29 protein-coding genes are annotated in these 24,933 nt (G+C 70.2%); 9 read left to right on the top strand and 20 right to left on the bottom strand.

Annotated elements, in window-relative coordinates; translation table 11 throughout:
• Window positions 1–6: 6 nt before the first annotated feature.
• Genes LXM50_RS01595 through LXM50_RS01585 form a run of 3 tightly spaced genes read left to right on the top strand, consistent with a single transcriptional unit; the run spans window position 7 to window position 1,230 of the window.
• Window positions 7–198 (top strand): hypothetical protein, encoded by a 192-nt coding sequence (locus LXM50_RS01595; RefSeq protein ID WP_233309353.1) that lies wholly within the window; start codon window positions 7–9, stop codon window positions 196–198.
• A gap of 4 nt (window positions 199–202) precedes the next feature.
• On the top strand, window positions 203–916 hold the full coding sequence (locus tag LXM50_RS01590) for a fibronectin type III domain-containing protein (RefSeq protein WP_233309352.1): 714 nt from the start codon (window positions 203–205) through the stop codon (window positions 914–916).
• Window positions 913–1,230, top strand: coding sequence for a hypothetical protein (locus LXM50_RS01585; RefSeq protein WP_233309351.1), 318 nt, complete (start codon window positions 913–915; stop codon window positions 1,228–1,230). The genes LXM50_RS01590 and LXM50_RS01585 overlap by 4 nt, the downstream gene beginning before the upstream one ends.
• Window positions 1,231–1,245: 15 nt before the next feature.
• Here the strand turns inward: LXM50_RS01585 and LXM50_RS01580 are convergent, their stop codons facing one another.
• The 8 genes from LXM50_RS01580 to LXM50_RS01545 all read right to left on the bottom strand — a co-directional run bounded on the left by LXM50_RS01580 (window position 1,246) and on the right by LXM50_RS01545 (window position 7,109).
• On the bottom strand, window positions 1,246–2,091 hold the full coding sequence (locus LXM50_RS01580; RefSeq protein WP_233309350.1) for a DNA-processing protein DprA: 846 nt from the start codon (window positions 2,089–2,091) through the stop codon (window positions 1,246–1,248).
• Window positions 2,088–3,617, bottom strand: a complete 1,530-nt coding sequence (locus tag LXM50_RS01575; protein ID WP_233309349.1) for a YifB family Mg chelatase-like AAA ATPase — start codon at window positions 3,615–3,617, stop codon at window positions 2,088–2,090. Before LXM50_RS01575 ends, LXM50_RS01580 begins: the two co-directional genes overlap by 4 nt.
• Window positions 3,614–3,976 (bottom strand): YraN family protein, encoded by a 363-nt coding sequence (locus LXM50_RS01570; protein ID WP_374107786.1) that lies wholly within the window; start codon window positions 3,974–3,976, stop codon window positions 3,614–3,616. The genes LXM50_RS01575 and LXM50_RS01570 overlap by 4 nt, the downstream gene beginning before the upstream one ends.
• 146 nt (window positions 3,977–4,122) lie before the next feature.
• On the bottom strand, window positions 4,123–4,449 hold the full coding sequence (locus LXM50_RS01565) for a DUF2469 family protein (RefSeq protein WP_045273217.1): 327 nt from the start codon (window positions 4,447–4,449) through the stop codon (window positions 4,123–4,125).
• Between the two features lie 54 nt (window positions 4,450–4,503).
• Complete coding sequence (locus LXM50_RS01560) at window positions 4,504–5,163, bottom strand: ribonuclease HII (protein ID WP_233309348.1); 660 nt, start codon at window positions 5,161–5,163, stop codon at window positions 4,504–4,506.
• Window positions 5,144–5,929 carry a signal peptidase I gene (gene lepB / locus LXM50_RS01555; protein WP_233309347.1) on the bottom strand — a complete coding sequence of 262 codons (786 nt, stop codon included), beginning with the start codon at window positions 5,927–5,929 and terminating at the stop codon, window positions 5,144–5,146. Before lepB ends, LXM50_RS01560 begins: the two co-directional genes overlap by 20 nt.
• Window positions 5,930–6,048: 119 nt before the next feature.
• Window positions 6,049–6,399: a 50S ribosomal protein L19 gene (rplS, locus tag LXM50_RS01550; protein ID WP_233309346.1), complete on the bottom strand. Its 351-nt coding sequence runs from the start codon at window positions 6,397–6,399 to the stop codon at window positions 6,049–6,051.
• Window positions 6,400–6,587: 188 nt separating this feature from the next.
• Window positions 6,588–7,109, bottom strand: a complete 522-nt coding sequence (locus tag LXM50_RS01545) for an MFS transporter permease (protein ID WP_233309345.1) — start codon at window positions 7,107–7,109, stop codon at window positions 6,588–6,590.
• A 102-nt stretch (window positions 7,110–7,211) separates the two neighbouring features.
• Between LXM50_RS01545 and map the strand changes: the two genes are divergently transcribed.
• Complete coding sequence (map, locus tag LXM50_RS01540) at window positions 7,212–7,994, top strand: type I methionyl aminopeptidase (protein ID WP_233309543.1); 783 nt, start codon at window positions 7,212–7,214, stop codon at window positions 7,992–7,994.
• 51 nt (window positions 7,995–8,045) lie between these two features.
• Here map and trmD read toward each other — a convergent pair whose 3' ends face one another.
• From trmD to rpsP, 4 genes are read right to left on the bottom strand one after another with little or no spacing between them, the layout of a single operon-like run.
• Window positions 8,046–8,750, bottom strand: a complete 705-nt coding sequence (gene trmD, locus LXM50_RS01535) for a tRNA (guanosine(37)-N1)-methyltransferase TrmD (protein WP_233309344.1) — start codon at window positions 8,748–8,750, stop codon at window positions 8,046–8,048.
• Window positions 8,740–9,348, bottom strand: coding sequence for a ribosome maturation factor RimM (gene rimM, locus LXM50_RS01530; protein ID WP_233309343.1), 609 nt, complete (start codon window positions 9,346–9,348; stop codon window positions 8,740–8,742). Before rimM ends, trmD begins: the two co-directional genes overlap by 11 nt.
• A gap of 2 nt (window positions 9,349–9,350) precedes the next feature.
• A complete protein-coding gene (locus LXM50_RS01525; protein WP_045273224.1) occupies window positions 9,351–9,581 on the bottom strand; it encodes an RNA-binding protein in 231 nt (76 codons plus the stop codon).
• Between the two features lie 6 nt (window positions 9,582–9,587).
• A complete protein-coding gene (gene rpsP / locus LXM50_RS01520) occupies window positions 9,588–10,019 on the bottom strand; it encodes a 30S ribosomal protein S16 (protein WP_233309342.1) in 432 nt (143 codons plus the stop codon).
• Window positions 10,020–10,262: 243 nt separating this feature from the next.
• Between rpsP and LXM50_RS01515 the strand changes: the two genes are divergently transcribed.
• The 3 genes from LXM50_RS01515 to LXM50_RS01505 all read left to right on the top strand — a co-directional run bounded on the left by LXM50_RS01515 (window position 10,263) and on the right by LXM50_RS01505 (window position 13,449).
• Window positions 10,263–11,210: an ornithine cyclodeaminase family protein gene (locus LXM50_RS01515; protein WP_233309341.1), complete on the top strand. Its 948-nt coding sequence runs from the start codon at window positions 10,263–10,265 to the stop codon at window positions 11,208–11,210.
• Window positions 11,210–12,199: a proline racemase family protein gene (locus tag LXM50_RS01510; RefSeq protein ID WP_233309340.1), complete on the top strand. Its 990-nt coding sequence runs from the start codon at window positions 11,210–11,212 to the stop codon at window positions 12,197–12,199. Before LXM50_RS01515 ends, LXM50_RS01510 begins: the two co-directional genes overlap by 1 nt.
• A gap of 65 nt (window positions 12,200–12,264) precedes the next feature.
• The gene (locus tag LXM50_RS01505; RefSeq protein WP_233309339.1) at window positions 12,265–13,449 is read left to right on the top strand and encodes an amidohydrolase family protein; all 1,185 of its coding nucleotides are present in this window, start codon (window positions 12,265–12,267) and stop codon (window positions 13,447–13,449) included.
• Between the two features lie 123 nt (window positions 13,450–13,572).
• On the opposite strand, the gene LXM50_RS01500 is transcribed toward LXM50_RS01505, so the two are convergent.
• From LXM50_RS01500 to LXM50_RS01470, 7 genes are all read right to left on the bottom strand, one after another.
• A complete protein-coding gene (locus LXM50_RS01500; protein ID WP_233309338.1) occupies window positions 13,573–15,051 on the bottom strand; it encodes an aldehyde dehydrogenase (NADP(+)) in 1,479 nt (492 codons plus the stop codon).
• Between the two features lie 10 nt (window positions 15,052–15,061).
• Complete coding sequence (locus LXM50_RS01495; protein ID WP_233309337.1) at window positions 15,062–16,063, bottom strand: proline racemase family protein; 1,002 nt, start codon at window positions 16,061–16,063, stop codon at window positions 15,062–15,064.
• Between the two features lie 64 nt (window positions 16,064–16,127).
• A complete protein-coding gene (locus tag LXM50_RS01490; protein ID WP_233309336.1) occupies window positions 16,128–17,060 on the bottom strand; it encodes a dihydrodipicolinate synthase family protein in 933 nt (310 codons plus the stop codon).
• Window positions 17,061–17,230: 170 nt separating this feature from the next.
• Entirely contained in the window at window positions 17,231–18,589 is a 1,359-nt protein-coding gene (locus tag LXM50_RS01485) for an FAD-dependent oxidoreductase (RefSeq protein WP_233309335.1), read from the bottom strand.
• The gene (locus LXM50_RS01480) at window positions 18,586–18,831 is read right to left on the bottom strand and encodes a (2Fe-2S)-binding protein (protein ID WP_233309334.1); all 246 of its coding nucleotides are present in this window, start codon (window positions 18,829–18,831) and stop codon (window positions 18,586–18,588) included. Before LXM50_RS01480 ends, LXM50_RS01485 begins: the two co-directional genes overlap by 4 nt.
• Window positions 18,828–20,030, bottom strand: coding sequence for an FAD-binding oxidoreductase (locus LXM50_RS01475; protein ID WP_233309333.1), 1,203 nt, complete (start codon window positions 20,028–20,030; stop codon window positions 18,828–18,830). The genes LXM50_RS01480 and LXM50_RS01475 overlap by 4 nt, the downstream gene beginning before the upstream one ends.
• Before the next feature lie 106 nt (window positions 20,031–20,136).
• Window positions 20,137–20,799: a GntR family transcriptional regulator gene (locus tag LXM50_RS01470; protein ID WP_233309332.1), complete on the bottom strand. Its 663-nt coding sequence runs from the start codon at window positions 20,797–20,799 to the stop codon at window positions 20,137–20,139.
• 92 nt (window positions 20,800–20,891) lie between these two features.
• Between LXM50_RS01470 and LXM50_RS01465 the strand changes: the two genes are divergently transcribed.
• The gene (locus tag LXM50_RS01465; protein WP_233309331.1) at window positions 20,892–22,031 is read left to right on the top strand and encodes a glutamate--cysteine ligase; all 1,140 of its coding nucleotides are present in this window, start codon (window positions 20,892–20,894) and stop codon (window positions 22,029–22,031) included.
• A gap of 51 nt (window positions 22,032–22,082) precedes the next feature.
• Here the strand turns inward: LXM50_RS01465 and LXM50_RS01460 are convergent, their stop codons facing one another.
• A complete protein-coding gene (locus LXM50_RS01460) occupies window positions 22,083–23,045 on the bottom strand; it encodes a sugar-binding transcriptional regulator (protein ID WP_233309330.1) in 963 nt (320 codons plus the stop codon).
• 108 nt (window positions 23,046–23,153) lie between these two features.
• Between LXM50_RS01460 and LXM50_RS01455 the strand changes: the two genes are divergently transcribed.
• The gene (locus LXM50_RS01455; RefSeq protein WP_233309329.1) at window positions 23,154–24,863 is read left to right on the top strand and encodes a glycerol-3-phosphate dehydrogenase/oxidase; all 1,710 of its coding nucleotides are present in this window, start codon (window positions 23,154–23,156) and stop codon (window positions 24,861–24,863) included.
• Window positions 24,864–24,933 lie beyond the last annotated feature (70 nt).

Genomic DNA, 24,933 nt, shown 5'->3' with positions numbered 1-24,933 from the left:
AACAACATGGCCATTGGAGATGATGCGCTAGCCGAGGGCATGGACCTAGTGCCCGGTAGCGCGCTACTGAACACGATTGACACGGAAGAGAACAAGACCCGTGACTACATCGCACAGGAGAAGCGCCGCATCCGTGTGAGCGCGACCGCGCCGACGACGAACCTTGTCGTAGGCACGCTATGGGCGCAGCCGGTGTAAGCGCATGGCAGACCACGCAGTAGGAGCGGCAGGAACGCTCAGCATCGTAGATAACGGTTGGGACCGTGTGGAGTTGTGGGTACGCTGCTCCGACCCCGCAACCAACGACGGCGGTTATCAGTGGGGCGGTGTCGTCAACGGTGTAGGTGTCGGTGGCACCGTCTCCCTAGGCGCAGGCTTCGGCTCACGCCTACTCGGTGCCTGGACCGTGACGACCTCTCAGAACGTCACCATTTCGCAGTACAACACCGGCACCTACGGCCTCGGTGGAGCCGCGAGCTTCACGGACTTTGTGTTCCGCTCGACCGTGCCCGCAACGCCGGGTGCGCCCGTGGCATCTGAGCTTGGACCGACGTCCATGCGTCTGACGTGGACGATCCCTGGCAACGGCGGTTCGAGCATCGATCAGATGTTGCTCCGCCGCTCAACCGATCCGGCCTTCGGCACCTACACCGACTTCCCGCAGAGCGCTGGCGCGACGACCGCCGTTGTCTCCGGCCTGACACCGGGAACCAAGTACTACTGGAGGGTTTACGCGCACAACGCCCGCGGGTACAGCGCGTCCTCCGCAATCACCAACGCAACAACTCTGTCCGGCTTCAAGCATTGGAACGGCACCACGTGGCAGCCCACGATCCTACGAGCGTGGGACGGCACTCAGTGGAAGGTCTGCCAGCTCAAGGCCTGGGACGGCACTACATGGAAGGTATGCGGATGAACAAGACCGCTGTATTCATCACGTTCGTTTGCCTGGCCGCAGTCGGGCTGCTCGGTGCGGTCGCTATGGCGATCTTCGCGCCAGAGGGCGCCAAGGACTTCGCTACGCTGCTCATCACGATCCTGGGTCTAGCGACCACAGCGGGCGGTACGTTCTATGCCCTGGGCCGTCAGGGTGAGCAGATTCAGAAGATCGACAAGCAAACGAACGGCACCCTCTCCGCGCTCCGCGAGGAGAACGATCGCTTGACGCGGAAGCTTGAGGAGCTGGCCCGCGGAAACACGGGGCCGATCAACACGGCTGACGGCGACTAGTTGACGCTCAAACGCTCATACATATAACTTGCGTTTCTCGGCCAGGAATCGCCATCTGGTCGGCGCGACGCCGCAAGCCACCTCCGTCACCAGCGCACCACTCGACACGATCCGCTCGAACAGCTGCGCATGCCCGCTCGGATAGGGCCGGTCCACTCCTCCCGCGAGCACCGCCACGGTCTCCCCTCCGGCGCGAAGCGCTGCGCGGTGCGCCGTGCCGTCGATCCCGTACGCCCCTCCGGAGAAGATCACGCGCCCCTCGGCGGCGAGCTCCCCGGCCAGTTCTCCCGCGACGTGCTCGCCGTAGCTCGAGGACGCCCTGGCGCCGACGAGCGCGACGCCGTGGCTGGCCAGCACCGCCGCATCTCCGCGCAGCCACAGCGCGAGCGGAGCATGCGCGCCCAGGTCTGCGGCGCACGACGGCCACTCCGCGTCAGCCGGCAGCAGCAGGGTCGCACCGATGCGCGCAGCGGTGCGCAACGCGCCGAGATGCAGCAGAGGGTCGAGCCGGGGCGCCCAGCGGCGCCGCCCGTCCCGCAGCGCTCCCCGTGCGGGCCGAGCCTCGTCCTCCGCCCCGTCGTCGCCGTAGCCGTTCGCCATGACATCCAGCGCCTCCTCGGCTCCGAGCGCCGCCACGAGTGCGCCCGCGACGCCATCGCCGGGCTCCGTGATGAGGCTCCAGATCATGCTGTCCCGCACCGCGGGCAGTTCCGCATCGGGACGGACACGGGCGGCCGCCTCGCGGAAGCGCTCGTCCTCACGCACGGCGCGCAGCCGGGCCACGAGCTCCGCGGCACCGAGTGCGCGCCTCGCCCCATCCGCCGCGTTCGCCGCCGTCGAGCCCCGTTCCGTCATGCTCATGCCGTCATCCCCTTCTTCAGGAACAGGGCGCGCCCCACATGGTCGAGCCCGGGAGCATCCGCCCCTGCCAGATCGGCCACCGACCATGCCAGCCGTAGAACCCTGTCGTATCCGCGCAGCGTGAGCGCCCCGCGCTGCAGCGCGCGGTCCAGGGGCGCACGCGCCTCGACCGGAAGCCGGAAGTCGCCCTGCCGCAACCATGTCCCCGGCACATGCGCGTTGAGCCGCCAGGGCGTGCCCTTCCAGCGCCGCGCCGCGCGGTGGCGGGCCTCCTCGACCTGTCCTCGTGCGTCGAGTGTCGAGAGCGCGCCGCGCTCCTGCGTGCTGACCTGAGCGGCGGAGACGCGGGCGACCCGCACCTCGATGTCGAGCCGGTCCCGAATCGGACCGGAGAGTCGCCCCGCATAGCGCCGGATCGCGGAGGGCGGGCAGATGCACTCCTCACCGACCACGCCGAAGACCCCGCACGGACACGGGTTCGTGGCCAACACGAGCTGGAACCGCGCGGGGAAGCGCGTGGTGAACTCCGCACGATGGATCTCGATCATGCCCGCCTCCAGCGGCTGCCGGAGTGCGTCCAGGACGCCGCCCGGTGCCTCGGCCGCCTCGTCGAGGAAGAGCAGCCCACCGTGTGCGCGGGCGATCGCACCCGGCCGGGCCGCCCGGGATCCGCCCCCGATCATGGCCGCGACCGACGCGCTGTGATGAGGCGCCACGAACGGCGGGCGCCGGTCCAGCCGGGTCAGGTTCTCCCCCATCAAGGAGCGGATCGACGCCGCCTCGAGTGCCAGTTCCTCGTCGAGGTCGGGCAGGATCCCCGCGAGTCTGCGCGCGAGCATGGTCTTGCCGGCACCGGGCGGACCGGACAGGAGCAGATGGTGCCCTCCCGCCGCCGCGGCCACGAGGGCGGCGACCGCCTCGTCCTGCCCGATCACATCCGCCAGCTCCGGCGCGGGGCCGCTCGTCGCCGGCGTGACCGCGGCGAGCACCGGTTCCGGCTCGCCGAGGTCCGCGAGGTCGGCGCCGTGCAGCAGCGCCACGTGGGCGAGGCTCACCGCAGCATGCACGTCGAGGCCCGGCACCAGTCGCGCCTCCGCCTCGTTCGCCACGGGCACCACCGCCCGCTCGAAGCCGGCCTCCCGTGCCGCGTGCAGGGCCGGCAGCACGCCCGGAATCGGACGCAGCCGCCCGTCCAGTCCGAGTTCGCCGAGGTGCACGGTGCGGGCGAGGGAGACCTCGTCGAGCGCCCCGGTCGTACCGAACGCCGCGATCGCGATAGCGAGGTCGAACGCCGAGCCGTGTTTGGGCAGGCTCGCAGGTGACAGGTTCACCGTGAGCTTGCGCCGCGGCAGGTCGAGACCGCTGTTGCGGCAGGCGTTGTGCACGCGACGCACGGCCTCGCCGAGCGCGCGATCCGCCAGCCCGATGAGATCGAACCCGGGGGTCTGCTGGGAGAGGTCGGCCTCGACGTCGACCATGTGCCCGTTCAGCCCGGTCAGGGCCACCGCCCAGGTGCGCGCGGTCATCGCAGGTCCTGCAGGTGCTCGAGGGATCCGATCGCCGGGTCCGCGCCCACGATCCCGATGGCCTCGAGCCGCAGCGCCCGCCCCCTGCTCGCCATCGGGTGCTCCCGCACCCACACGTGCACGAGCCGCCACAGTCGCTGTCGTTTGCGCTCGTCGATCGCCTCGAACGGGTGGCCGTAGTCGAGGGTGCGCCGGGTCTTCACCTCGACGAACGCCAACGCGTCGCCGCGCTGCGCGACGATGTCGAGCTCGCCCTGATCGCACCGCCAGTTGCGGTCGATGATCCGGTATCCGAGTCGGGTCAGGTGCGCGGCGGCGCGGTCCTCCCCCGCGCGTCCGAGATCGTCCTTGGCTGCCATGACCGACAGCCTGGCCGCCGCCATGCAGGCGTGGAGCGCCGTCCGCGCAACCCGTGCGCAATCGGCGGGATCATCCGCCTGGGGAGGACGATCACGCCCGGAGCGGCAGGCGCGTCAGACGCGATCGCGCGGCGCCATCGCTCGCATCACTCGCCGTCGAGCGAGAGCTCCTGCGGCAGCTCGAACTCGCGGCGCGACAGCTCCTCGACGTTCACGTCCTTGAACGTGAGGACGCGCACGGACTTCACGAAGCGGTCGGCGCGATAGATGTCCCACACCCAGACGTCGTTCATGGACACTTCGAAGTAGAAGTCGTGCTCGGTGTCCCGGCGCACGACGTTGACCTCGTTGGCGAGATAGAAGCGGCGCTCGGTCTCGACCACGTACTGGAACTGCAGGACGACGTCGCGGTACTCGCGGTACAGGGCGAGTTCGAGCTCACGGTCGTAGTCGTCGAAGGCGTCGTCATCCATGATCCCCCCATCCTACGAGAGCCGGATCCGCGAGGCCGCATCCTCGCGCCGCGGTCAGAACAGAGTGGGCGCGTCGGCGATCGCCCAGGATGAGCGGTGGTGGCGGGTCAGACCGCGCAGGCGGATCGCCTCGCGGTGCTCGATGCTGGCGTAGCCCTTGTTCCGATCCCACTGGTAGTCGGGGAACTCCGGGGCGAGGTCGACCATGAGAGCGTCACGGGCCACCTTGGCCAGCACCGAGGCGGCAGCCACGGAGGCGCAGTCGCGGTCGGCCTTGATGATCGAGCGCACGGTCAGGCGGCCGGGGTGCACCGCCGAGACGTAGTCGTGGTTGCCGTCGAGGATCACCAGCGCCGATGACGCCTCCCACGCGTCCCCGCAGGCGGCGATGATCGCACGGGATGCGGCGAGTCCCAGCGCGCGCATGATGCCGACCTCGTCGATCTCCGCGCTCGAGGCCCAGCCCACGGCGTTCGCCGGCGCCCATGCACCGGCGCGCTCGGCGACCTCGGGCCGGCGCCTCTCCGGCACGAGCTTCGAGTCCCGCAGCCCCTGCGGCACGCGTCGACGTGCAGCCGCGGCATCGACGACCGTCGCGCCCACGGCCACGGGTCCCGCCAGCGCGCCCCGCCCCACCTCGTCCAGGGCGATCAGATGCGGGTGCTCTCGCAGCAGTCGCCGTTCGAGGACGAGGCTAGGCTCGACGACCGCCACGACGGCGCCCCTGCTGCTTCGGAGTGGACACCCCGTTGAACACGGCGTAGTGGCCGTCGATGAGGCCGAATCGGTCGAACGGCCAGGTGGTCAGGAAGGCACGCCCGACGATGTTCCCCATCGGCACGAACCCGCCTCCGGGCTGATCCTGGTGATAGCGGGAGTCCTCGGAACGGGTGCGGTTGTCACCGAGCACCCAGACGGCGCCCTTGGGCACCGTGACATCGAACGGGATGCTGGAGGCACGCGCGTCGCCCACGCCCGGCTTGAGATACGACGACTCATCGATCGGGGCGCCGTTGACGGTGATCTGGCCCAGCGAGTTGCAGCACACGACATGGTCGCCGGGCAGACCGATGAGGCGCTTGACGAGATGGTCGTCCGAGTCGGGGGCGGCGACCCCGATCAGGGTGAGGAACCACTCCCCTGCCTCGAGCAGCGGGGATCGCGGCGGCTGCGGCGGCGCCGGCGGCAGCCAGCCACCCGGATCCTTGAAGACCACGACGTCGCCGCGGTGATAGCCGTTCCAGTGCGGGGTGATCTCATCGACGAGGATCCGGTCCTTGACGAGCAGCGTGTTCTCCATCGAACCGGAGGGGATGTAGAAACTGCGCACGACGAAGGTCTTCACGAGGAAGGAGACCAGCACCGCGATGAGCAGGATGACGACGACGTCGCGGAGGAAGATCACCCAGCCGCGTCGTCGCGGTGCCGTCTGCTCCCGCACCGCGTCGGCGGTTCCGGCCGCCGCGATCTCTTCCGTCATGCGCCATCCTTCACAGACCTCGGCCGTCGGCTGACGGCGCCTTCCAGCTTCTCATGTCCGGAGACGAACAAGCGCCCCGAGAACCGTGTCTCGGGGCGCTTGTTCGAAAGCGGATCGGGTCAGCGCGCGTCGCGCTTCTCCTTGATCTTCGCCTTCTTGCCGCGCAGGTTGCGGAGGTAGTACAGCTTGGCGCGGCGCACGTCACCGCGGGTGACGACCTCGATGTGGTCGATCACCGGGGAGTGCACCGGGAAGGTGCGCTCGACGCCCACCTGGAAGCTGATCTTGCGGACCGTGAAGGTCTCGCGCACGCCGTCGCCCGAGCGGCCGATGACGACGCCCTGGAAGACCTGGATACGGGAGCGGCTGCCCTCGATGATGTTGACGTGCACCTTGACGGTGTCGCCGGGGAAGAACTCGGGGATGTCGGAGCGGAGCGAAGCCGCATCGACGACGTCGAGGATCTGCATGATCGTCTCTCTCTGCACTCGCCTCAGGTCGCATGCATGTAGGAAGGGATGAAGGTGTGGTGTGTGCCGAACGGAGCGCTGGGCGTCCGCGGGCTCCCCTGAGGCAGAACCGGGTCACGGCACAAGGAACCATTCTGCCATGGATCCGGATCCGCACCAAAACGGGATCCGATGCCGGAACGGCGGGCTCAGTGCTCGGAACGACCGTCCCCGGGGCGACCCGTCTCGCTGATGACGATGACCTCGGCGTGCTGCCGCGCCCGTTCCCGGACGGCGTCGCTCTGATCGCCGTACGTCGTGGCGTGCATCGCGTCGCCGTCGAAGCCCGCCCTGCCGCGCTCCGCCACGTCCTTCCAGAGCTGCCGGAGAGTCGACCAGAACAGGCCGAGGAACGCGACGATCGTGCCGGTGAGGAGCCAGCCGAACGCGTCCTTCGGGAAGAAGCCGAGGGCGATCGTGAGGGCGTGCCAGACAGCGAACCCCACGACGTCGCGCCAGGAGACCGCGCGCTCCTCGCGGACGGTCGGACGTGCGCGCACGAGCAGCCCCAGCGCGACCTCCCCGACCAGCACGGAGGGCAGCGCGACGAACAGCACCCAGAGGAAGGCCCATCCGCCGGCCTGGAACACGCCCCAGCCGATGAACAGCCATAGCGGCAGCACCAGGGCGGCCGGGAACAGCCAGGAGTAGAAAGCGCGCCGGATCCACATACCGCGATGCTACGTCGGCGGCACCGGCCGGGATCCGCACGTTCGCTGTGAGCGTCGCCTGTAGAGCAGTAGGAGAGAATGGACACGACGAGAGGACTGGGAATGATCGAACTGCGCACCCCCGCCGAGATCGAGGAGATGCGGGCGGCCGGACGCTTCGTGGCGGAGACGCTGGCGACGCTGCGCGCCGAGACCAAGGTGGGCACGAACCTGCTCTCGATCGACCGGCGCGCGCACGACATGATCCGCAAGGCCGGCGCCGAGTCCTGCTACATCGACTACCACCCCTCCTTCGGCGCGAGCCCGTTCGGGAAGGTCATCTGCACGTCGGTGAACGACGCGGTGCTGCATGGACTCCCGCACGACTACACGCTGCGCGACGGTGACCTCGTCTCCCTCGATTTCGCGGTCTCCGTCGACGGCTGGGTCGCGGACTCCGCTGTGTCGTTCGTGGTGGGCACCCCGCGCGATGAGGATCTGCGTCTCATCGACACCACCGAGCGCGCTCTGGATGCGGCGATCGCGGCGGCCCTGGTCGGCAACCGCATCGGCGACATCTCAGCCTCGATCGCCGCCGTCGCGCATGGCGAGGGCTACTCGATCAACACCGACTTCGGCGGGCACGGCGTCGGGCGCATCATGCACGGCGACCCGCACGTGCCCAACGACGGCCGCCCTGGACGCGGGTTCCCGCTGCGCGCGGGCCTCGTGATGGCCCTGGAGCCCTGGTTCCTCGCGACCACGGACGAGCTCATCACCGACCCGGACGGCTGGACGCTGCGCAGTGTCGACGGCTCCCGCGGTTCGCACTCGGAGCACACGGTCGCGATCACCGAGGACGGTCCGATCGTCCTCACCGACCGCACCTTCCTCGGCGTCGACTGATCCCGGCCGGGCGTCGTCCACGCCGACCGCACGCGGCGATCGGGGCGGCGCTCAGCCCTCGTCGTCGGGGAGCAGGTCGGGGCGGCGGCGGCGGGTGCGCTCGATCTGCTGCTCGCGCCGCCAGGCCGCGATCGCACCGTGGTTGCCGCTCAGGAGGATCGGCGGCACCTCGCGGTCGCGCCAGACGGACGGCTTCGTGTACGACGGGTACTCGAGCAGGCCGTCCTCGTGCGACTCCTCGACGAGGCTCTCCGGATTGCCGACGACGCCGGGGATGAGCCGACCGATCGCTTCGACCATCGCCATGACGGCGACCTCTCCCCCGTTGAGCACGTAGTCGCCCAGACTGATCAGCCGCACCTCGCCGAGCCCCGCGGCCTCTTCGAACACGCGCTCGTCGATGCCCTCGTAGCGCCCGCAGCCGAAGATCAGGTGCTCGCGGTCCGCGAGCTCGCGGGCCGTCGACTGATGGAACACCTCGCCGGCCGGAGAGGGGAAGATGATGGTGGGGCGCCCTTCGGCAGCGTCCGCAGCCGAGAGCTGATCGAGGGCGAGCCCCCACGGCTCCGGTTTCATGACCATGCCTGCGCCGCCGCCGTATGGCGTGTCATCGACGGTGCGATGCCGGTCGCTGGTCCAGTCGCGCAGATCGTGGACGTTCAGATCCAGGATCCCGGCGCCCTGCGCCCTGCCGAGCAGGGAGAGGGTCAGCCCGTCGAAGTACGACGGGAAGATCGAGACGACGTCAATCCGCACCGGGCGCATCCTGCTCGGAGGCGTCCGCAGGTGCGTCGTCCTCGACGAGCTCCTCGAAGAGGCCGGCCGGAGGCGTGACGATGATCCGACCCGCAGCGATGTCCACGGTCGGCACGATCGCCGAGACGAACGGGACCATGATCTCGCCGGTCCCCGATGCGGGCCGGACGATGAGCAGATCCTGCGCGGGCAGGTGATCCACGCGGATCACACGCCCGACGACGACATCGTCGCGGACGACGTCCAGCCCGGTGAGCTGGTGGTCGTACCAGGCGTCGTCCTCGGGCTCCTCGGTCTCGTCCTGATCGATCCAGAGGATCGCCTTGACCAGGCCCTCGGCCGCGGTGCGGTCGTCCACGCCCTCGAAGAACACGACGGAGCTGCCGTTCATCACCCGGTGCTCACGGACGGTGATGGACTTGCCGTGCCACGGAGATGCCTCGGGCACCTGCAACGTGAACTCGGCGCCGGGCACGAAGCGTCCGGCCGGATCGTCGGTGTACAGCTCCAGCTTGAGCGCGCCCTTGAGCCCGTGCGCCTTGACGAGGCGCCCCACGCGCAGCTGGTTGCGGCCTGACGGGCGGTCTGCGGTGGCCACGCTCAGTCGTCCGCGACGTCGACGCGAACGCGACGTCCGTCCGCGAGTGCGGTGATCAGCGTCCGCAGGGCCTTGGCGGTGCGGCCGCCGCGCCCGATCACGCGACCCCTGTCGTCGGGGTGCACATGCACCTCGAGGACGTCGCCGCGGGGCGACGAGGTGGCGGTGATGGTGACATCCTCCGGGTGATCGACGATCCCCGAGACGATGTGCTCGAGCGCGGCAGCCAGCACGACGGATTACTCCGCGTCGGCCGCAGCGTCCGCTGCGTCCTCGGCGGGGGTCTCGACGGGAGCCTCCTCGGCGGGAGTCTCCTTCTTCTCGACCTTGGGCTTGATGACCGACTTCTTGGAGGAGTCGGCCTCGAAGGCGACCTTCTCGCCGGCGACCTTGAGGGTGGACTTCGCGTCCTTGTCGCCCTTGAAGATGCCCCAGTCGCCCGTGATCTTGAGGATGGCGGCGACCTGCTCGGTCGGCTGCGCGCCGACGGACAGCCAGTACTGCGCCCGCTCGGAGTCGACCTCGATGAACGAGGGCTCCTCAGTGGGGTGGTACTTGCCGATCTCCTCGATCACGCGACCATCGCGCTTGGTGCGCGAGTCGGCGACGACGATGCGGTAGTAGGGCGCACGGATCTTGCCCAGGCGCTTGAGACGGATCTTGACAGCCACGATTCTCCTGAATGGTGTGGAAGCTATTGCTAGCGAAAGAGTGGCGAACTGATCACCAGAAGCGTGGGGTGCACACCCGGTGGAAGCTCTAAGGGTGGATCACGGCCGGATAGAGGGTCGAGCGGCGATCCAGCTGTCCATTCTGCCAGATCCCCGGCGCTGAGGCGAAACGACGCGGATCCGTGTCGCCTTGACCTTCCGGCGAACTGTACTGCATGACATATTACCTAGTAGGATGGCAACATGTCCGATGTCATCGCCGACCTCGTCCTCGTCGACGCCCCTTCCCTCTCCGCCCGCGTGGACATGCCCACGGCGATCCGTGCGATCAGCGACGTGCTGCGCGGCGGGTTCGATCCCGAAGAGGACCTCCCCCGCACGATCCTGGATGTTCCGCACGGCCAGCTCCTGCTCATGCCGGCGGCGATCGACGGCATGGTCGGACAGAAGCTCGCCTCGGTCGCCCCGGAGAACCCGGCTCGCGGCCTGGAGCGCATCCAGGGCGTCTACGTGGTGCTGGACGGAGCGACGCTCGCTCCGATCGCGGTCATGGACGGCACGGCCCTCACCTCGCTGCGCACACCGGCCGTGAGCGCCGCTGTCGTCGATGTCGTCGCGGGTGCGCACGCGGGCGACCTCGTCGTCTTCGGGACCGGCCCGCAGGCGGTGCGGCACGTGCAGGCGATCGGCGCGGTTCGCACGCTGCGGTCCGTGCGCATGATCGGGCGCGACCCGCAGCGCACCGCGGCCGCCGTCGCCGAGGCGCGCACCCTGGTGCCGACCGCCGACATCGCCGCCGGAGGACTCGACGACCTCCCCGGCGCCGACCTGATCGTGTGTGCGACGACGGCAGCGGATCCGCTCCTGTCCGCGGACGCGGTCCGTGTAGACGCGACCGTCGTCGCGATCGGCTCGCACGAGCCGGCCAAGGCCGAACTGCCGGCAGAGCTCCTCGGCCGCGCCCAGGTCATCGTGGAGAGCCGTCGCGTCGCCGCGACCGAGGCCGGGGATGTCATTCGGGCGGTCGCCGCCGGTGCGGTGCGCTCTGAGGACCTCGTCACGATGCACGAGCTGTTCCGCGGGGCGATCGCCCCCGCGTCCGATCGACCGCGGGTCATCAAGACGTGCGGCATGGGCTGGCAGGATCTCGCGGTGGCCGCGCTGGCCGTCCGCCGCGGAGAGGAGCGATGATGACTCAGGTGTGGACGACCGAGGATTGGCACACGGCAGGCGAGCCGTTCCGCATCGTGGCGGGCGTGCCCACGCACGGCGCAACCGTCGCCGAACGCCGCGTCGAGGCGATCGGCGGCGAGGCGGACGCGGTACGACGCTTCCTCTGCCTCGAGCCGCGTGGCCACGACGACATGTACGGCGGATTCGTCACCGAACCGGACGACGACGGCGCCGATCTCGGCGTGCTGTTCTGGCACAAGGACGGCTTCTCGACCGCCTGCGGTCACGGCACCATCGCGCTCGGCGCCTGGGCGGTGCGCACTGGTCGTGTGCCCTCGGATCCGGACGGCGAGACGATCGTCACGATCGATGTGCCGAGTGGCCGCGTGCAGGCCCGCGTCCGCCAGGAGGGCGGCCGGATCACCGAGGTCGTGTTCCGCAACGTCGAGTCACGGGTACTCGCCCGCGGCATCCCTCTCGCGACGTCGCGCGGATTCGTCGACGTCGACCTGATCTTCGGCGGGGCCGTGTACGCGACGCTGCCGGCCTCCGTGATCGGCCTCTCGGTGCTCGCGGAGCACACCGCGGACCTCATCCGCATCGGGCGCGAGATCAAGTGGGCGCTGAACGACCACCCCGCCGCCCAGCTCGCCGACCCGCGCCTGAGCGGCGTCTACGGCACGATCCTGTTCGACGACCTCGGACGCACCGAGCGCGGACCGTGGCAGCGCAACGTCACGGTGTTCGCGGACGGCGAGGTGGATCGGAGCCCGTGCGGATCCGGCACGGCCGCCCGCGTCGCGCTGCTGGCCGCGACGGGCGAGCTGGCCGACGGCGAGGAGCTCACCCACGACTCCATCATCGGCACGCGCTTCCACGCCACCGTCGCCGTTCGCACCGCGGACGGCGTGATCCCCGAGGTGCGCGGCCTCGCGCACCGGGTCGGATCCTGCAGCTTCGAGCTCGACGATTCAGACCCGCTGCCCGAAGGATTCAGCCTGCGCTGAGCTTCCCGCGGCCTCGCCCCTCTCCCCGCGAACCACCCCCGACACCACTCACCAAGGAGCAGTCCATGCGCACCGGATCCGTCAGCATCCTCGGAGCAGCCGTCTGGAACGGCGAACAGTTCGTCGACCGCGATCTGCACATCGTGGACGGCGCTGTGTCAGAACGCGGAGAGGCAGGGGCCGCGACGATCGACGGGCGCGGACGATGGCTCATCCCCGGCCTCATCGATGCGCACTTCCACGCCTATGCGACGAGCCAGGACGGCTTCGAGGACGAGCGGGGGCCGCTCAGTTTTGCCGCCATCAACGGCACCCGGCGACTGCACGCGGCGCTGCGACGCGGCTTCACGACCGTCCGCGATGTCGCCGGCGGCGACATCGGACTGGCCCGTGCGATCGACGCCGACCTGTTCTCCTCTCCGCGCTACCTGTTCACCGGCCCCGCCCTGAGCCAGACCGGCGGGCACGGGGATCCGCGTTCCGCACATATCGACCTCTGCTTCGCGCACGGGCACCTCAGCGAGATCGTCGACGGCGTGGATCCCCTCCGTGTCGCCGTGCGAAATCGCCTGCGCACGGGCGCGCACGCGATCAAGCTGATGGCCTCGGGCGGCGTCTTCTCCCTCACGGACCCGATCCGCGTTCCGCAGTACTCCGCCGACGAGCTTCGTGCGGTCGTCGACGAGGCGACGAGGCGCGGATCGTACGTCGCCGCGCACGCGTACTCCTCCGAGGCCGTGCAGCACGCGATCGACAACGGCGTGCGCTCGATCGAGCACGGCAACCTCATCGATGCCGCGACCGCCGCGAACATGGCCGCCGCCGGCGCCTACCTCGTGCCCACGCTCGCCGCCTACGACGCGATGGATCGGCGCGGCGCGGGGATCGGTCTGAACGCCGTCTCGCTCGCGAAGAACGCCGAGGTGCTCTCCCACGGGCAGGAGGCGGTGCGGCTCGCGCACGCGGCGGGCGTGCGCGTCGGCTTCGGCACGGATCTCATGGGCGAGCTCGAGGACGACCAGCTCTGCGGCGTGCGCCTGCAGATCGAGGCCGCCGGCGCCGCGGAGACGCTGCGCTCGATGACCACGGTCAACGCCGCTCTCATCCGCGACCCGCGCGCGGGCCACCTGGACGCCGGCGCGTACGGCGATGCCGTGCTGCTCTCGGCGGACCCGCTCACGGAGCCCTCGGCACTCTGGGAACAGGACGCCCGCACCGTCGTGATCCGCGGCGGGATCGCCGTCGACTGAGCCGGATCCGGGTCGTCGTGCGGGGACGGCCACGGCGACCGACGCGAAACGTGGTCATCCGAGAGGATGACCACGTTTCGTCCGTCTCCGGTTCCCCGGTGCTCGCTCAGCGCCCCCGCGCGGTCAGTGCGCGAACGCGCCCCACTGCGTCGAGCCACCGGCCTCGCTGCGTCGCTGCGGAACCCCCCACGGGTTGTCGTCGCGCAGCGGCGCCGGGAGCAGCTCCTGAGGCGCGTTCTGGTAGGCGACGCCGCGCAGGAACCGGGTGATGCCCGCGGTCCCGACGCTCGTGGCGTCGGTCGTGGTCGCCGGGTACGGACCGCCGTGCTGCATCGCGGGAGTCACGGACACCCCGGTGGGCCAGCCTCCGAAGAGCACCCGCCCGCTCGTGGCGGCGAGAGCGCCGACCAGGTCGTCGAGGGATCCGTCGGCGAACTCCTCGGGGCGCGCGTGCAGCGTCGAGGTGAGGTTCCCGGGGAAGAGCTCCTCGTGAACGGCGGGCAGTTCCGCGGCGTCGGTGTAGCGGACGATGACCGACAGCGGACCGAACGACTCCTCGAGCAGCTCCTCCCGGTGCGCACGCAGCGTGTCCAGATCCACGGCGACGACGGCCGGGGTGGCGAAGCGCTGCCCGTCCTCGTCCTCGCGGATCTCCCCCGCGGCCAGCACGTCGGAACCCTGCGCCGAGAGCACGGCCGTCCGCCGGCCCTCGAACGCGCGCCCGATCCCAGGGTTCAGCAGGCGGTGCTCCGGCACGCCGCCGGCCGCCGGCGCGACCGAGGACAGGTCGGCATCGGCCGGCACGAACAGGAACCCGGGCTTGGTGCACAGCTGGCCGGCGGATCCGGCCACGGAGGCGACGAACCCCTGCAGTAGCTCGGCATCGACGTAAGTCGCGTACACGGGATTGACGCTGCCCAGCTCGCCGTAGAACGGGATCGGGCGGGGCCGGGCGGCGGCGATGTCCGCGAGCAGGCGACCGACATGCGTGGAACCCGTGAAGGCTCCCGCGCGGATCCGCTCGTCCTGCAGCAGCTCGACGCCGTTCTGCTGCCCCTCGATGAGCTGGAACACACCGGCCGGCATTCCGGCGCCTTCGAGCGCTTCCGCCACGATGGCCGCGGTGCGGCGAGACAGCTCGGGATGCCCCGAGTGCGCCTTGACCACGACCGGGCAGCCGGCGGCGAGGGCCGCGGCGGAGTCGCCGCCGGCCACGGAGAACGCGAACGGGAAGTTCGATGCGGCGAAGTTCAGCACGGGTCCGACCGGCTCCAGCACGCGGCGCACGTCCGGACGCGGGCCGATCACGTACTCGGGATCGGCGGCGTCGATCCGGGCGTCGAGGTAGGCACCGTCGACGATCGTGTCGGCGAACAGTCGCAGTTGCCAGGAGGTGCGCTTCACCTCGCCGGTGAGCCGCGCCTCGGTGAGACCCGTCTCCCGCATCGCGATCGCGATGAGCTCACCCGCCTGGACGTCGAGGGAGTCGGCGACCGCGACGAGCGCCGCGCCGCGGTCCGCCGGAGAGCTGGCCGCGAAGGCACGAGCGGCGGATGCCGCCCGTGCGGCGACATCGGACACGGCGGTGATGGAGTCGTTCATGCATCTCCTCCTAGAAGACGAAGCCCTCGGGGAACGGGTCGTCCCCGTCGAGGATGTACTGGCCGAGCCCGGTCACCCAGGCCCGACCCGTGATCGTGGGGACGACGGCGGGCCGCTCCCCCACACGGGTCTCGCCGACGAGGCGACCGATGAACTCCGTGCCGATGAACGACTCGTTCACGAACGGGGTGTCCAGCGCGAGCTCGCCGCGGGCGTGCAGCTCGGCCATGCGGGCACTCGTTCCGGTGCCGCAGGGCGACCGGTCGAACCACCCGGGGTGGATGGCCATCGCGTGCCGTGAGCGGACGGCGTCGGATCCCGGTGCGATGAACTCCACGTGGTGCACGTGGTTCGCGCCCTCGAGCACGGGGTGCACGGGCGGTGCCTGCGTGTTGATCGCCTCCATGATCTGGAGGCCGGCGCGGACGATGTCGTCCTGCCGGGCACGGTCGAACGGCAGTCCGACCTCCTCCAGATCGACCAGCGCGTAGAAGTTGCCCCCGAACGCGACGGAGTAGGTGATCTCACCGATTCCCGGAACCTGGATCCTCTCGTCGAGACGGTCCAAGAAGCTCGGGACGTTCTCGATCGTGACGTTCACGGCACGCCCGTCCTCGACGGCGACCCGTGCGATCACGAGTCCTGCCGGGACGTCCAGACGGATCTCCGTGACCGGCTCGGTCACCTCGACCATGCCGGTCTCGACGAGCACCGTCGCCACCCCGATCGTGCCGTGCCCGCACATGGGCAGGAAGCCGGAGGCCTCGATGAACACGACCCCCCAGTCCGCGTCGTCCCGCGCGGGGGGCTGCAGCAGCGCACCCGACATCGATGCGTGCCCGCGCGGCTCGTTCATCAGGAACCCGCGCAGACCGTCGAGATGCTCCATCGCATAGAGGCGACGGTCGTTCATGGTGGCGCCGGGGATCCTCCCCACGCCGCCGGTGACGACGCGGGTCGGCATGCCCTCGGTATGGGAATCGACCGCCTGGATCACCCGACGAGCTCGCATCAGTGCGCTCCCCGTGCGCGCGGGAATCGAGCGCACGGACGCTTCGCCCCGCGCAGCCCCCGCATCAGGCGACCGCCGCGCGGCGCGTAGCGAGCGCGGCGAGGGCGCGTTCGGTGTCCGCCGTGACCTGCGCGCGCTGCTCGACCGAGAGCGGACCGCGCGGCGGGCGCGTGGGGCCGCCGTACGAGTTGCCGCAGATGTCCATGGAGAGCTTGATCGCCTGCACGAACTCGGTGCGCGAGTCCCAGCGGAACACGGCCACGAGCTGCTCGTACAGCGCCTTGGCCTCGTGCCACTTCCCTTCGGCGCAGAGGTTGTAGAGCTCGACGGCCTCGCGCGGGAACGCGTTCGGGTAGCCCGCGAACCAGCCGACGGCGCCGTTCACCATCAGCTCGAACAGCACGTCGTCGGCACCGGCGATGATGTCGATGTCGCAGAGCTCCTTGATCTCGTAGACGCGGCGCACGTCTCCGGAGAACTCCTTGATCGCGACGACCTCGGGGATCTGCGCGAGCTTGGCGACAAGCGAGGGGACCAGGTCCACCTTGGTGTCGAACGGGTTGTTGTACGCCATGATCGGCAGGCCGGCCTTCGCGACCTCCTCGAAGTGCGCGATGACCTCGCCCTCGTTGGCGCGGTAGATCGTGGGCGGCAGCAGCAGGACGCCGTCCGCGCCGTCCTCGCGAGCGAGCTCCGCCCACTTCCGCGCCTGGTGGCTGCCCACGCCGTGCACGCCGGCGATCACGATGCCGCGACCGTCCACGGCTTCGACGGCGACCTGGATGACCTTGCGGCGTTCCTCATCCGTGAGTGAGGAGTACTCCCCCAGCGAGCCGTTCGGGCCGACCCCGCGGCAGCCGTTGGACATCAGGAAGTCGACGTGCTCGCCGAACTTGTCGTAGTCGACGGCGAGGCCGGCCGGGGCCGAGGCGTCCTCGGTGAACGCCAGCGTGGTCGCGACGACGACGCCGCCGAGGTCCATGGTCTGCTCAGTCATTGCGATGTCCATTCTCTCTGGTTCGCGGCCACAAGGGCCGGTTCTCGTGCGGGATCCGAGCGGAGTCAGCGGCAGCGCTGCTCCCCGGAAGGCGGCCGGTGGTCGCGTGGTCACCGGTAGTACGTAACATATCACCCACTACTCAACGTCGGCAAGCGATGTCCTTCTCCTCAGGCGTCGGGATCGGTCCGCGCTGCGGCGAGCTCGCCGATGCGCACCGAGCTCAGTACGGGACGGCGGTCGTAGCCGACCCGTTCGCCGAGGATGTCCTCCACACTGCGACCGCAGGTACGCCCCTGGCAGGCGCCGAGCCCCGCTCGAGTGGCCAGCCGCATTCCCCGGGAGGAAGCCCCGACGAACGCGTCGAGAGTCCCCTTGCGCACCGATTCGCACCGGCAGACGATGGTGTGCTCGTCGAGCCATCCGGTCCATCCGGATCCGATCCGATGCGTCTCCAGTCGCGCGGCGAAGGCGCGCATCCGGCGGCGAGCGGCGAGCGGTGCGCGATAGCGCAGGTCGGCCGGGGCCAAGCCCGCCGCCGCCAGTCCGGCGATCGCGCCCTCGGCGAGCGCCGCGTCGGCCCCGCCGATCCCGGTGGTCTCACCCGCGGCGTAGACGCCGGGCACGCTCGTCTCCTGCTGGGATCCGACCCGCACGAACCGATCGGAGCCGATGTCGCACCCCGCCTGGATCGCGGCCTCGAGCCGTGGCGTGAAGCCGTGCCCGAGTGCGACCGAGTCGCACTCCACCGTCCGGGCGGTGCCGTGGATCGGACGCCAGTCGCCGTCGATGCGCTGCACGGTCACCGCCTCCACCGCGGTGCCCCCGTGGATCCGGGTCACCGCCGCGCCGAACCGGTACGGCGTGCGCCGGCCGGCGAGAGACCCCAGATACGATGCCAGCTCGCCCGCCTTGCCGGCGGCCGCCGTCAGCTCCCAGGGGCGACGGCCCCATCCGCGCAGGATCGTCCCGACGCTCGCCGCTTCCACGACCTCGGCGACCTCGCCCCCGACGAGTCCGATGCTCTGCGCGACCGGCAGCAGGAACGGGCCTGCGCCGGCAACGACGGTGCGCGCACCGAGCCGCACCCCATCACGCTTGGCCAGTGCCTGCGCGGCGCCGGCCGAGGTGACGCCGGGCAGATGCCCGCCGGGAACCGGGAGAACACGGTCATGTGCGCCGGTGGCGATCACGAATGCGTCGGCGTCGAAGGTCTCGCCGTGGCGCTGTCCGGCATCCGCCGGCCCCACCAGGGCGTGCACTCGCGAGGGCGTTCCGGGTTCGATCCGCCAGACCGACGCCGACGATACGATCCGCGCGTCCGCGAGCTGCTCCTGCAACTCGCGGAATCGACCGGTCTGATGCTGCAACCGCGGATCCGTGAGCTCGGGGTGGTGCCGCCAGAACTGTCCGCCGACGCGCTCCCCCTCGTCCAGCAGGACGACCTCCGCACCGGCCGACGTCGCCGCCGCGGCGGCGGCGAGACCCGCCGGCCCCGCACCGATGACGACAACTCGACGCCCGTTCACGCCCGCACCTCCCGCTCCACCACGTCTCCTTCACATGCCGCACGCTGACAGGCCCGCACGCCCTCGACGCCGTTGACGGTCAGCACGCAGTCCTGGCAGATGCCCATCCCGCAGAAGATGCCCCGCTCCTGGCCGGCCGCGGTGCGCCACGTACGGTGCCCCGCACCGAGCAGCACGCCCGCGATCGTCTGGCCGTCCCGCCCGGTCACGTCGGTTCCGTCGACGCTGATCGTCACGCTCATGCGGCTGCTCCGTTCTCCTGCGTCGCGCTCGTGATCTCCCGTCCGCCCGCCCCCTGCAGGCTCGCCCGCGAGGGCAGGAACGGTGCCGGGTCCAGGGGCGCCGGCGTACCCAGCAGGGCGTGCGCGATGAGGGCGCCCGTGGTCGGGGCGAGCCCGATGCCCGCGCCCTCGTGACCGGCCGCGTGGAAGAGCCCCGCGATCGTCGCGTCCGCCCCGATCGCCGGCAGATGGTCGGGCGCGTACGGCCGGAAGCCGTGATACGTCCGCAACAGCATCGTGTCCCGCAGGAACGGGAACACCCTCGCCGCCTTCGCCGCGATCTCGGACAGCGGAGCGAGCAGCCCCTCGTCGGAGAATCCGACCCGCTCCCGGCTGGATCCGATCAGCACCGTGCCGGACGGCGTGGACTCGACCACGGTCGACGTCTGCAGCGTCGCGTCTCCGGATCCGACCGCACTGACGTAGTCCGCGTCGTAGACCTTGTGGAACACGCGCTGCGGCATCGCGGTGGTCACGAGGATCGTGCCGCGACGTGGCCGGATGTCGAGCACGGCGCCGAACAGCGCCGCCGCCTCCCCCGCCCACGGCCCCGCGCAGTTCACCACGGCGTCGGCCTCGATCACGCCGGTCCGCGTGCGCACACCGGCGGCGCGCCCCGCGAGGACGACCCCGGCGACGACCTCATCCCGCACGAGCCGTGTCCCCAGGTGCACGGCGCGAGCGAGCATCGCCTGCGTCGCGAGGCTGGGCTGCACCTGGGCGTCATCGGGGTAGTGCACGCCGAGCGCGACTCCGGGACTCAGGTGCGGCTCGGCGGCGCGCAGCGCCCGCTCGTCGAGCGCTTCGGAGCGGATGCCGATGCCGCGCTGGGAATCGGCGAAGGAGCGCAGCGCCTCGGCCCCGCGGTCGAACGCGACGACGATCCCGCCCTTCGCCTCGAACTCGGTCGCGGGCTGCCCTGGCACGCGTTCGGCGTCCAGCCGTGCGGCGAGCGCACGCCAGGCCCGGTTCGCCTCGATCGCCAGAACCGCCTCGGATCCCGGCTCCTTGTCCGAGACGAGGATGTTGCCCTCGCATCGGCTCGAGGTCTCCCCCGCCACGCCCGCACGGTCGATCACGACCACCTCGGCGCCGGCTTCGGTCAGCATGAGCGCACACGCAGCGCCGATCGCCCCGGCGCCGATCACGACGACCCTCATCCACGCCTCCTGCTCTCGCAGCGAAGACTCGCCGCGTTCGTACCGTGTGACATATTACAGTGATCCGCGGGCTTCGCGCAGGTGACCGGCGGACGCCTCGCCGAGCTCAGTCCTCGTCGCGCCCGCTCCACACGCCGCCGACGTGACCGAGGTGTCGGCGCATGAGCGCCTCCGCACCGTCGCCGTCTCCGGCCACAAGCAGGTCGACGAGCTCCGCGTGCTCCTGCGCGGTCGGCACCAGGGTGTCGGAGTCCGCCAGCCGCACGAGCCCCACCAGCCTCGTCTGCTGCCTGAGTTCCCGCACGGTGTCGACGAGCTTCTGGTTTCCGGTGACCGCGAGGATGCGCAGGTGGAAGGCAGTGTCCGCCTCGAGGTACTCCTCGAACCGGCGCTCCTTTCCTGCCGCCACGATGCGGTCGGCGAGCTCGCGGAGTTCCTTCTCGAGCGCGCCGTCGATCGCACCGGCCACGCGGCGCATCGGCGGCGCCTCCAGCAGCAGCCGCACGTCCGTGAGCTGGTTCAGCTCCTCGGCGGAGACCTCGGTGACCTCGAAGCCGCGGTTGCGGATGGGGCGGAGGAAACCGCGCCGCGCGAGGTTGAGCATCGCCTCGCGCACCGGCGTGGCGCTCACACCGAAGTCGCCGGCCAGGGTGGGCACGGTCAGCACCTCACCCGGGGGCGTCTCCCCCGACACGATCCGTGCCCCGATCATGCGCTCGACCTGCTCGCGCAGGCTCTCCGCAGGAACGAGAATGGAGCCGGCGCTCATGTCCGGCACCCGTCGCAAAACGTCATACGGCACATGCTAGCGCCGCGCATGCCATCATTGGCCGACGACCTCCTGCACCGAATCGAGGCCCCATGCCGATCGAGTTCGCCACCTCGCCGCGTTCCACGGTCGGACTGGAGTGGGAGCTCATGCTCGCCGATCCGGCCACCGGCGATCTGGTCGGGCGCGCGCCCGAACTCCTGCGCGATCTCGAGGGGGCGAGCGCCGGCGAGCGGCACACCGTCACCGGAGAGCTGCTCACCAACACGATCGAGGTCACGAGCGGCATCGGATCCACCGTGTCCTCCGCGGTGGCCGACATCGCCGCCGCGATCGCGGCCGTGCGCGGCGCGACGGATCCGGCCGGCATCGAGCTGCTCTCGGCAGGCAGCCACCCGTTCGCGCAGTGGTACGACCAGCAGGTCACGGACAAGACCCGCTATCACTCGCTCATCGAAAAGACGCAGTGGTGGGGCCGCAACATGATGATCTGGGGCATCCACGTGCACGTCGGGGTCGAGGACCGCGACAAGGTGCTGCCGATCATCGGCGCGCTCACGTCGTATCTGCCCCATCTGCAGGCACTCGCCGCCTCGAGTCCGTTCTGGGCCGGAGAGCGCACGGGCTACGCCTCGAACCGTGCTCTCGTGTTCCAGCAGCTGCCGACGGCCGGACTGCCCTGGCCGCTCCCGGACTGGGCGGCCTACGAGGGCTACCTCGACGACATGGTCCGCACCGGGGTGATGGCCGACGCGACCGAGGTGCGCTGGGACATCCGTCCCGCCCCGCGCTGGGGCACGATCGAGGTGCGTGCCTGCGACGGCATGTCCACTCTGCGCGAGCTCGCAGCCGTCGCCGCCCTCACCCAGGTGCTCGTCGAGTCCTTCTCCCGCGACCTCGACGAGGGGCGCACGCTGACGCCTCTCGCGCCGTGGTTCCACAGGGAGAACAAGTGGCGCACGGCCCGCTACGGACTCGACGCCGAGGTCATCGTGTCGGCCGCCGGCGCACAGCGCTCCGTGCGGGAGCATCTGGCCGAAGAGCTGGAGCGGCTCGCACCGGTCGCGGCGGACTTGCAATGCTCCGCGCAGTTCGGCGGGGTCGCCGACATCCTGCGCGACGGTGCCAGCTATGAGCGCCAGGTCGCCGTGGCCGATGCGACCGGAGGCGACCTGCACGAGGTGGTCGATCATCTGATCCGCGAGTTCCGCTCCGGTCCCGAGACGCTCTGAGACGGCGACGCCCGAGGCGCCCGGGGATCCGTTCCGAGCGCGATCGCAGGGTCAGCCCTCCACGAGCTGACGCGCGAGTCCTTCGTCCAGCACGACGTCGGTGACCAGTCGCGCTCCGATCGCCGCCCGCAGGGACGGCAGCTTCTGCGCACCCGCCACGACGCAGAATCGCCGCGCGACGCGGCGCAGCCGGTCAAGGCCCGGCCCGGTCGCACGAGCGTTCACGGCGATGTCCTTCCAGGTGCCGTCGGCGCGGAAGAACACGGTCGCCACGTCCCCGATGGCCCGGTCATCGCGCAGGCTCCGATAGTCTTCCCGACCCAGATATCCGCCCACATACACGCGGCTGGGCACTTCGGCACTCGGCGACCCCACGCTGAACACGGCGAGATCCATCTTCGCCTGCAGGTCCAGCACCCGCAGCGTGCTGCGTTCGCGCCACATCGCCTCCCGCGTGCGCGGGTCGTCGAAGAAGGCGGGGACGGGGAACTGCTGGACCTGCGCACCGAAGGCGGATCCGAAGCGCTGCAGGATCTCGCTCGAGTACTCCACACCGCTGGTCAGCGTGTTGCCGGCACCGTTCAGCTGCACGATGGTCGTGCCGCGGGTCTCCTTCTGTCCGAGCGCGCGACTGACCGCGCTGATCGTGGATCCCCAGGCGAGTCCGACCACCATGTTCGAGTCGATGACCTGCGTCAGCAGCCGGCCGGCCGTCAGCGCCACGCGCTCGAGGCGCTCCACTTCGGTGACGCTCTCCGGCATGGGAACCACGTGGGCGGTGACCTGGAGCCGGTCGTGCAGCTGCTGCTCCAGCTCCCCCGCATGCTCGAGCGGCGAGTTGATCCGGATGTCGACGAGACCCACCTCGCGTGCATAGCTCAGCAGGCGGGACACCGAGGAGCGGGATGTCCCGAGCTCCTCGGCGATGACGTCCATCGTCTTGTCCTGGAGGTAGTAGAGCCGGGCCGCCGTGAGAGCCGCGACGGCCTTCGACTGGCGCTTCCGTTCAGCCATTTCGGATCCTTCGCGTATCGATTCGACCGATTCTTGCACATTCGTGCAGCTTGCTTGACCATACGGGCGGCTGGGGGAATGCTGTGAGAAATCCGGAAGGAGAAGATGATGACCGACCACATCCACCAGGCCGCAGAACGTCCCGAGGTGAGCCGCGTCCGCGAGGCCGGCCGCACCACCGTGCTGGTGATCGGCGGCGGGATCAACGGCATCTCCACCTTCCGCGACCTCGCCCTGCAGGGGATCGATGTGGTCCTCGTCGAGCGCGGAGACTTCGCCTCCGGAGCATCGTCCGCCTCCAGCCACATGATCCACGGCGGCATCCGCTACCTCGAGAACGGCGAGTTCCGCCTGGTCAAGGAGTCGGTCACCGAGCGCAACGGCCTGCTCCGGATCGCCCCGCACTACGTCAAGCCCCTCGAGACGACGATCCCGATCTACTCCACCTTCTCGGGGATCCTGTCCGCGCCGCTGCGGTTCCTCACGCACAAGTCCGGGAAGCCGCAGGAGCGCGGCGCGTTCCTCATCAAGATGGGCCTGACCATCTATGACACGTTCTCGCGGGACGGCGGCATGGTCCCGCGCCACAAGTTCCTCGGGCGCAAGAAGTCGCTCGCCGAGCTTCCCGCGATGGATCCGAAGATCAAGTACACCGCGACCTACTACGACGCCTCGATGCACGACCCGGAGCGTCTCGCGCTGGACGTGTTGCAGGACGGGCGCGCCGCGCATCCCGGTGCCGTGGCGCTGAACTACGTCGAGGCCGTCGGACACGACGGCGACGCGGTGCTGGTGCGCGACCGTGAGAGCGGCACCGAGTTCCCGATCGCCGCGGACGTCGTCGTGAACACCTCCGGCCCCTGGACCGACCTCACCAACGAGGCCATGGGCGAGCTGACCCGGTTCATGGGCGGCACGAAGGGTTCGCACATCGTGCTGGACAACCCCGAGCTGCTCGCCGCGACCCGCGGTCGCGAGATCTTCTTCGAGCACTCCGACGGCCGGATCGTGCTGATCTACCCGCTCAAGGGCAAGGTCATGGTCGGCACCACCGACATCGACGCGGACCCGCGCGAGGTGCCGCTGTGCACCGAGGAGGAGATCGACTACTTCTTCGACCTCGTGCACCACGTCTTCCCGACGATCGACGTGAACCGCGACCAGATCGTGTACCGGTTCAGCGGGATCCGCCCGCTCCCCCGGCATGAGGACACGGCCCCGGGATTCGTCTCCCGCGACTACCGCGTCGAACTCGACGACAGTCACGCCGTCCCGCACCTCAGCCTCGTCGGCGGCAAGTGGACCACCTTCCGCGCCCTCGGCGAATCGCTCTCCGACAGGATCCTCGAGCTGCTGGGCCGTACGCGCGTCGTGTCGACCCTGGGCCGGGCGATCGGCGGAGGAAAGGACTACCCGCAGGACGCCACCGCGCGCACGGCCTGGATCTCGCGGAACCTGCCCGGCGCCGGAGACAGGGCAGAACCGCTGCTGAAGCGCTACGGCACCCGCGCCGCCGAGGTGTGGCAGTTCGTCGAGCACGGGCCCGACGCCGCACTGGCAGGCGGTCAGCTATCCACGCGCGAACTCGAATGGATGGTGCAGAACGAACTGATCGTGCGCCTCGAGGACGTGATCCTGCGACGCACGAGCCTCGCGTTCACCGGTGACGTCACGGAGGAGATCCTCGAAGAGGTCGCCGAAGCCCTGGCGCCGCTCAAGGGCTGGGACCGCGCGCGTACCGCGCGTGAGATCGAACTGACCCGCGAACTGCTGAACACCCGGCACGGACTTACCCTCGCCGCCCGCGCTCGCGGGTAGCGAGATCCCAGCGCCGCCCTTCTCGGCGTCTACTCGAACACCGCACCGGCAGAGGGGCCGGTGCTCTGCG

Origin of the sequence: Microbacterium sp. Au-Mic1 (assembly GCF_021341785.1) — a bacterium.
GTDB lineage: Bacteria > Actinomycetota > Actinomycetes > Actinomycetales > Microbacteriaceae > Microbacterium.
Note: the sequence above shows the minus strand (reverse complement) of the source record. Positions and strands in the feature narration are given on the sequence as shown.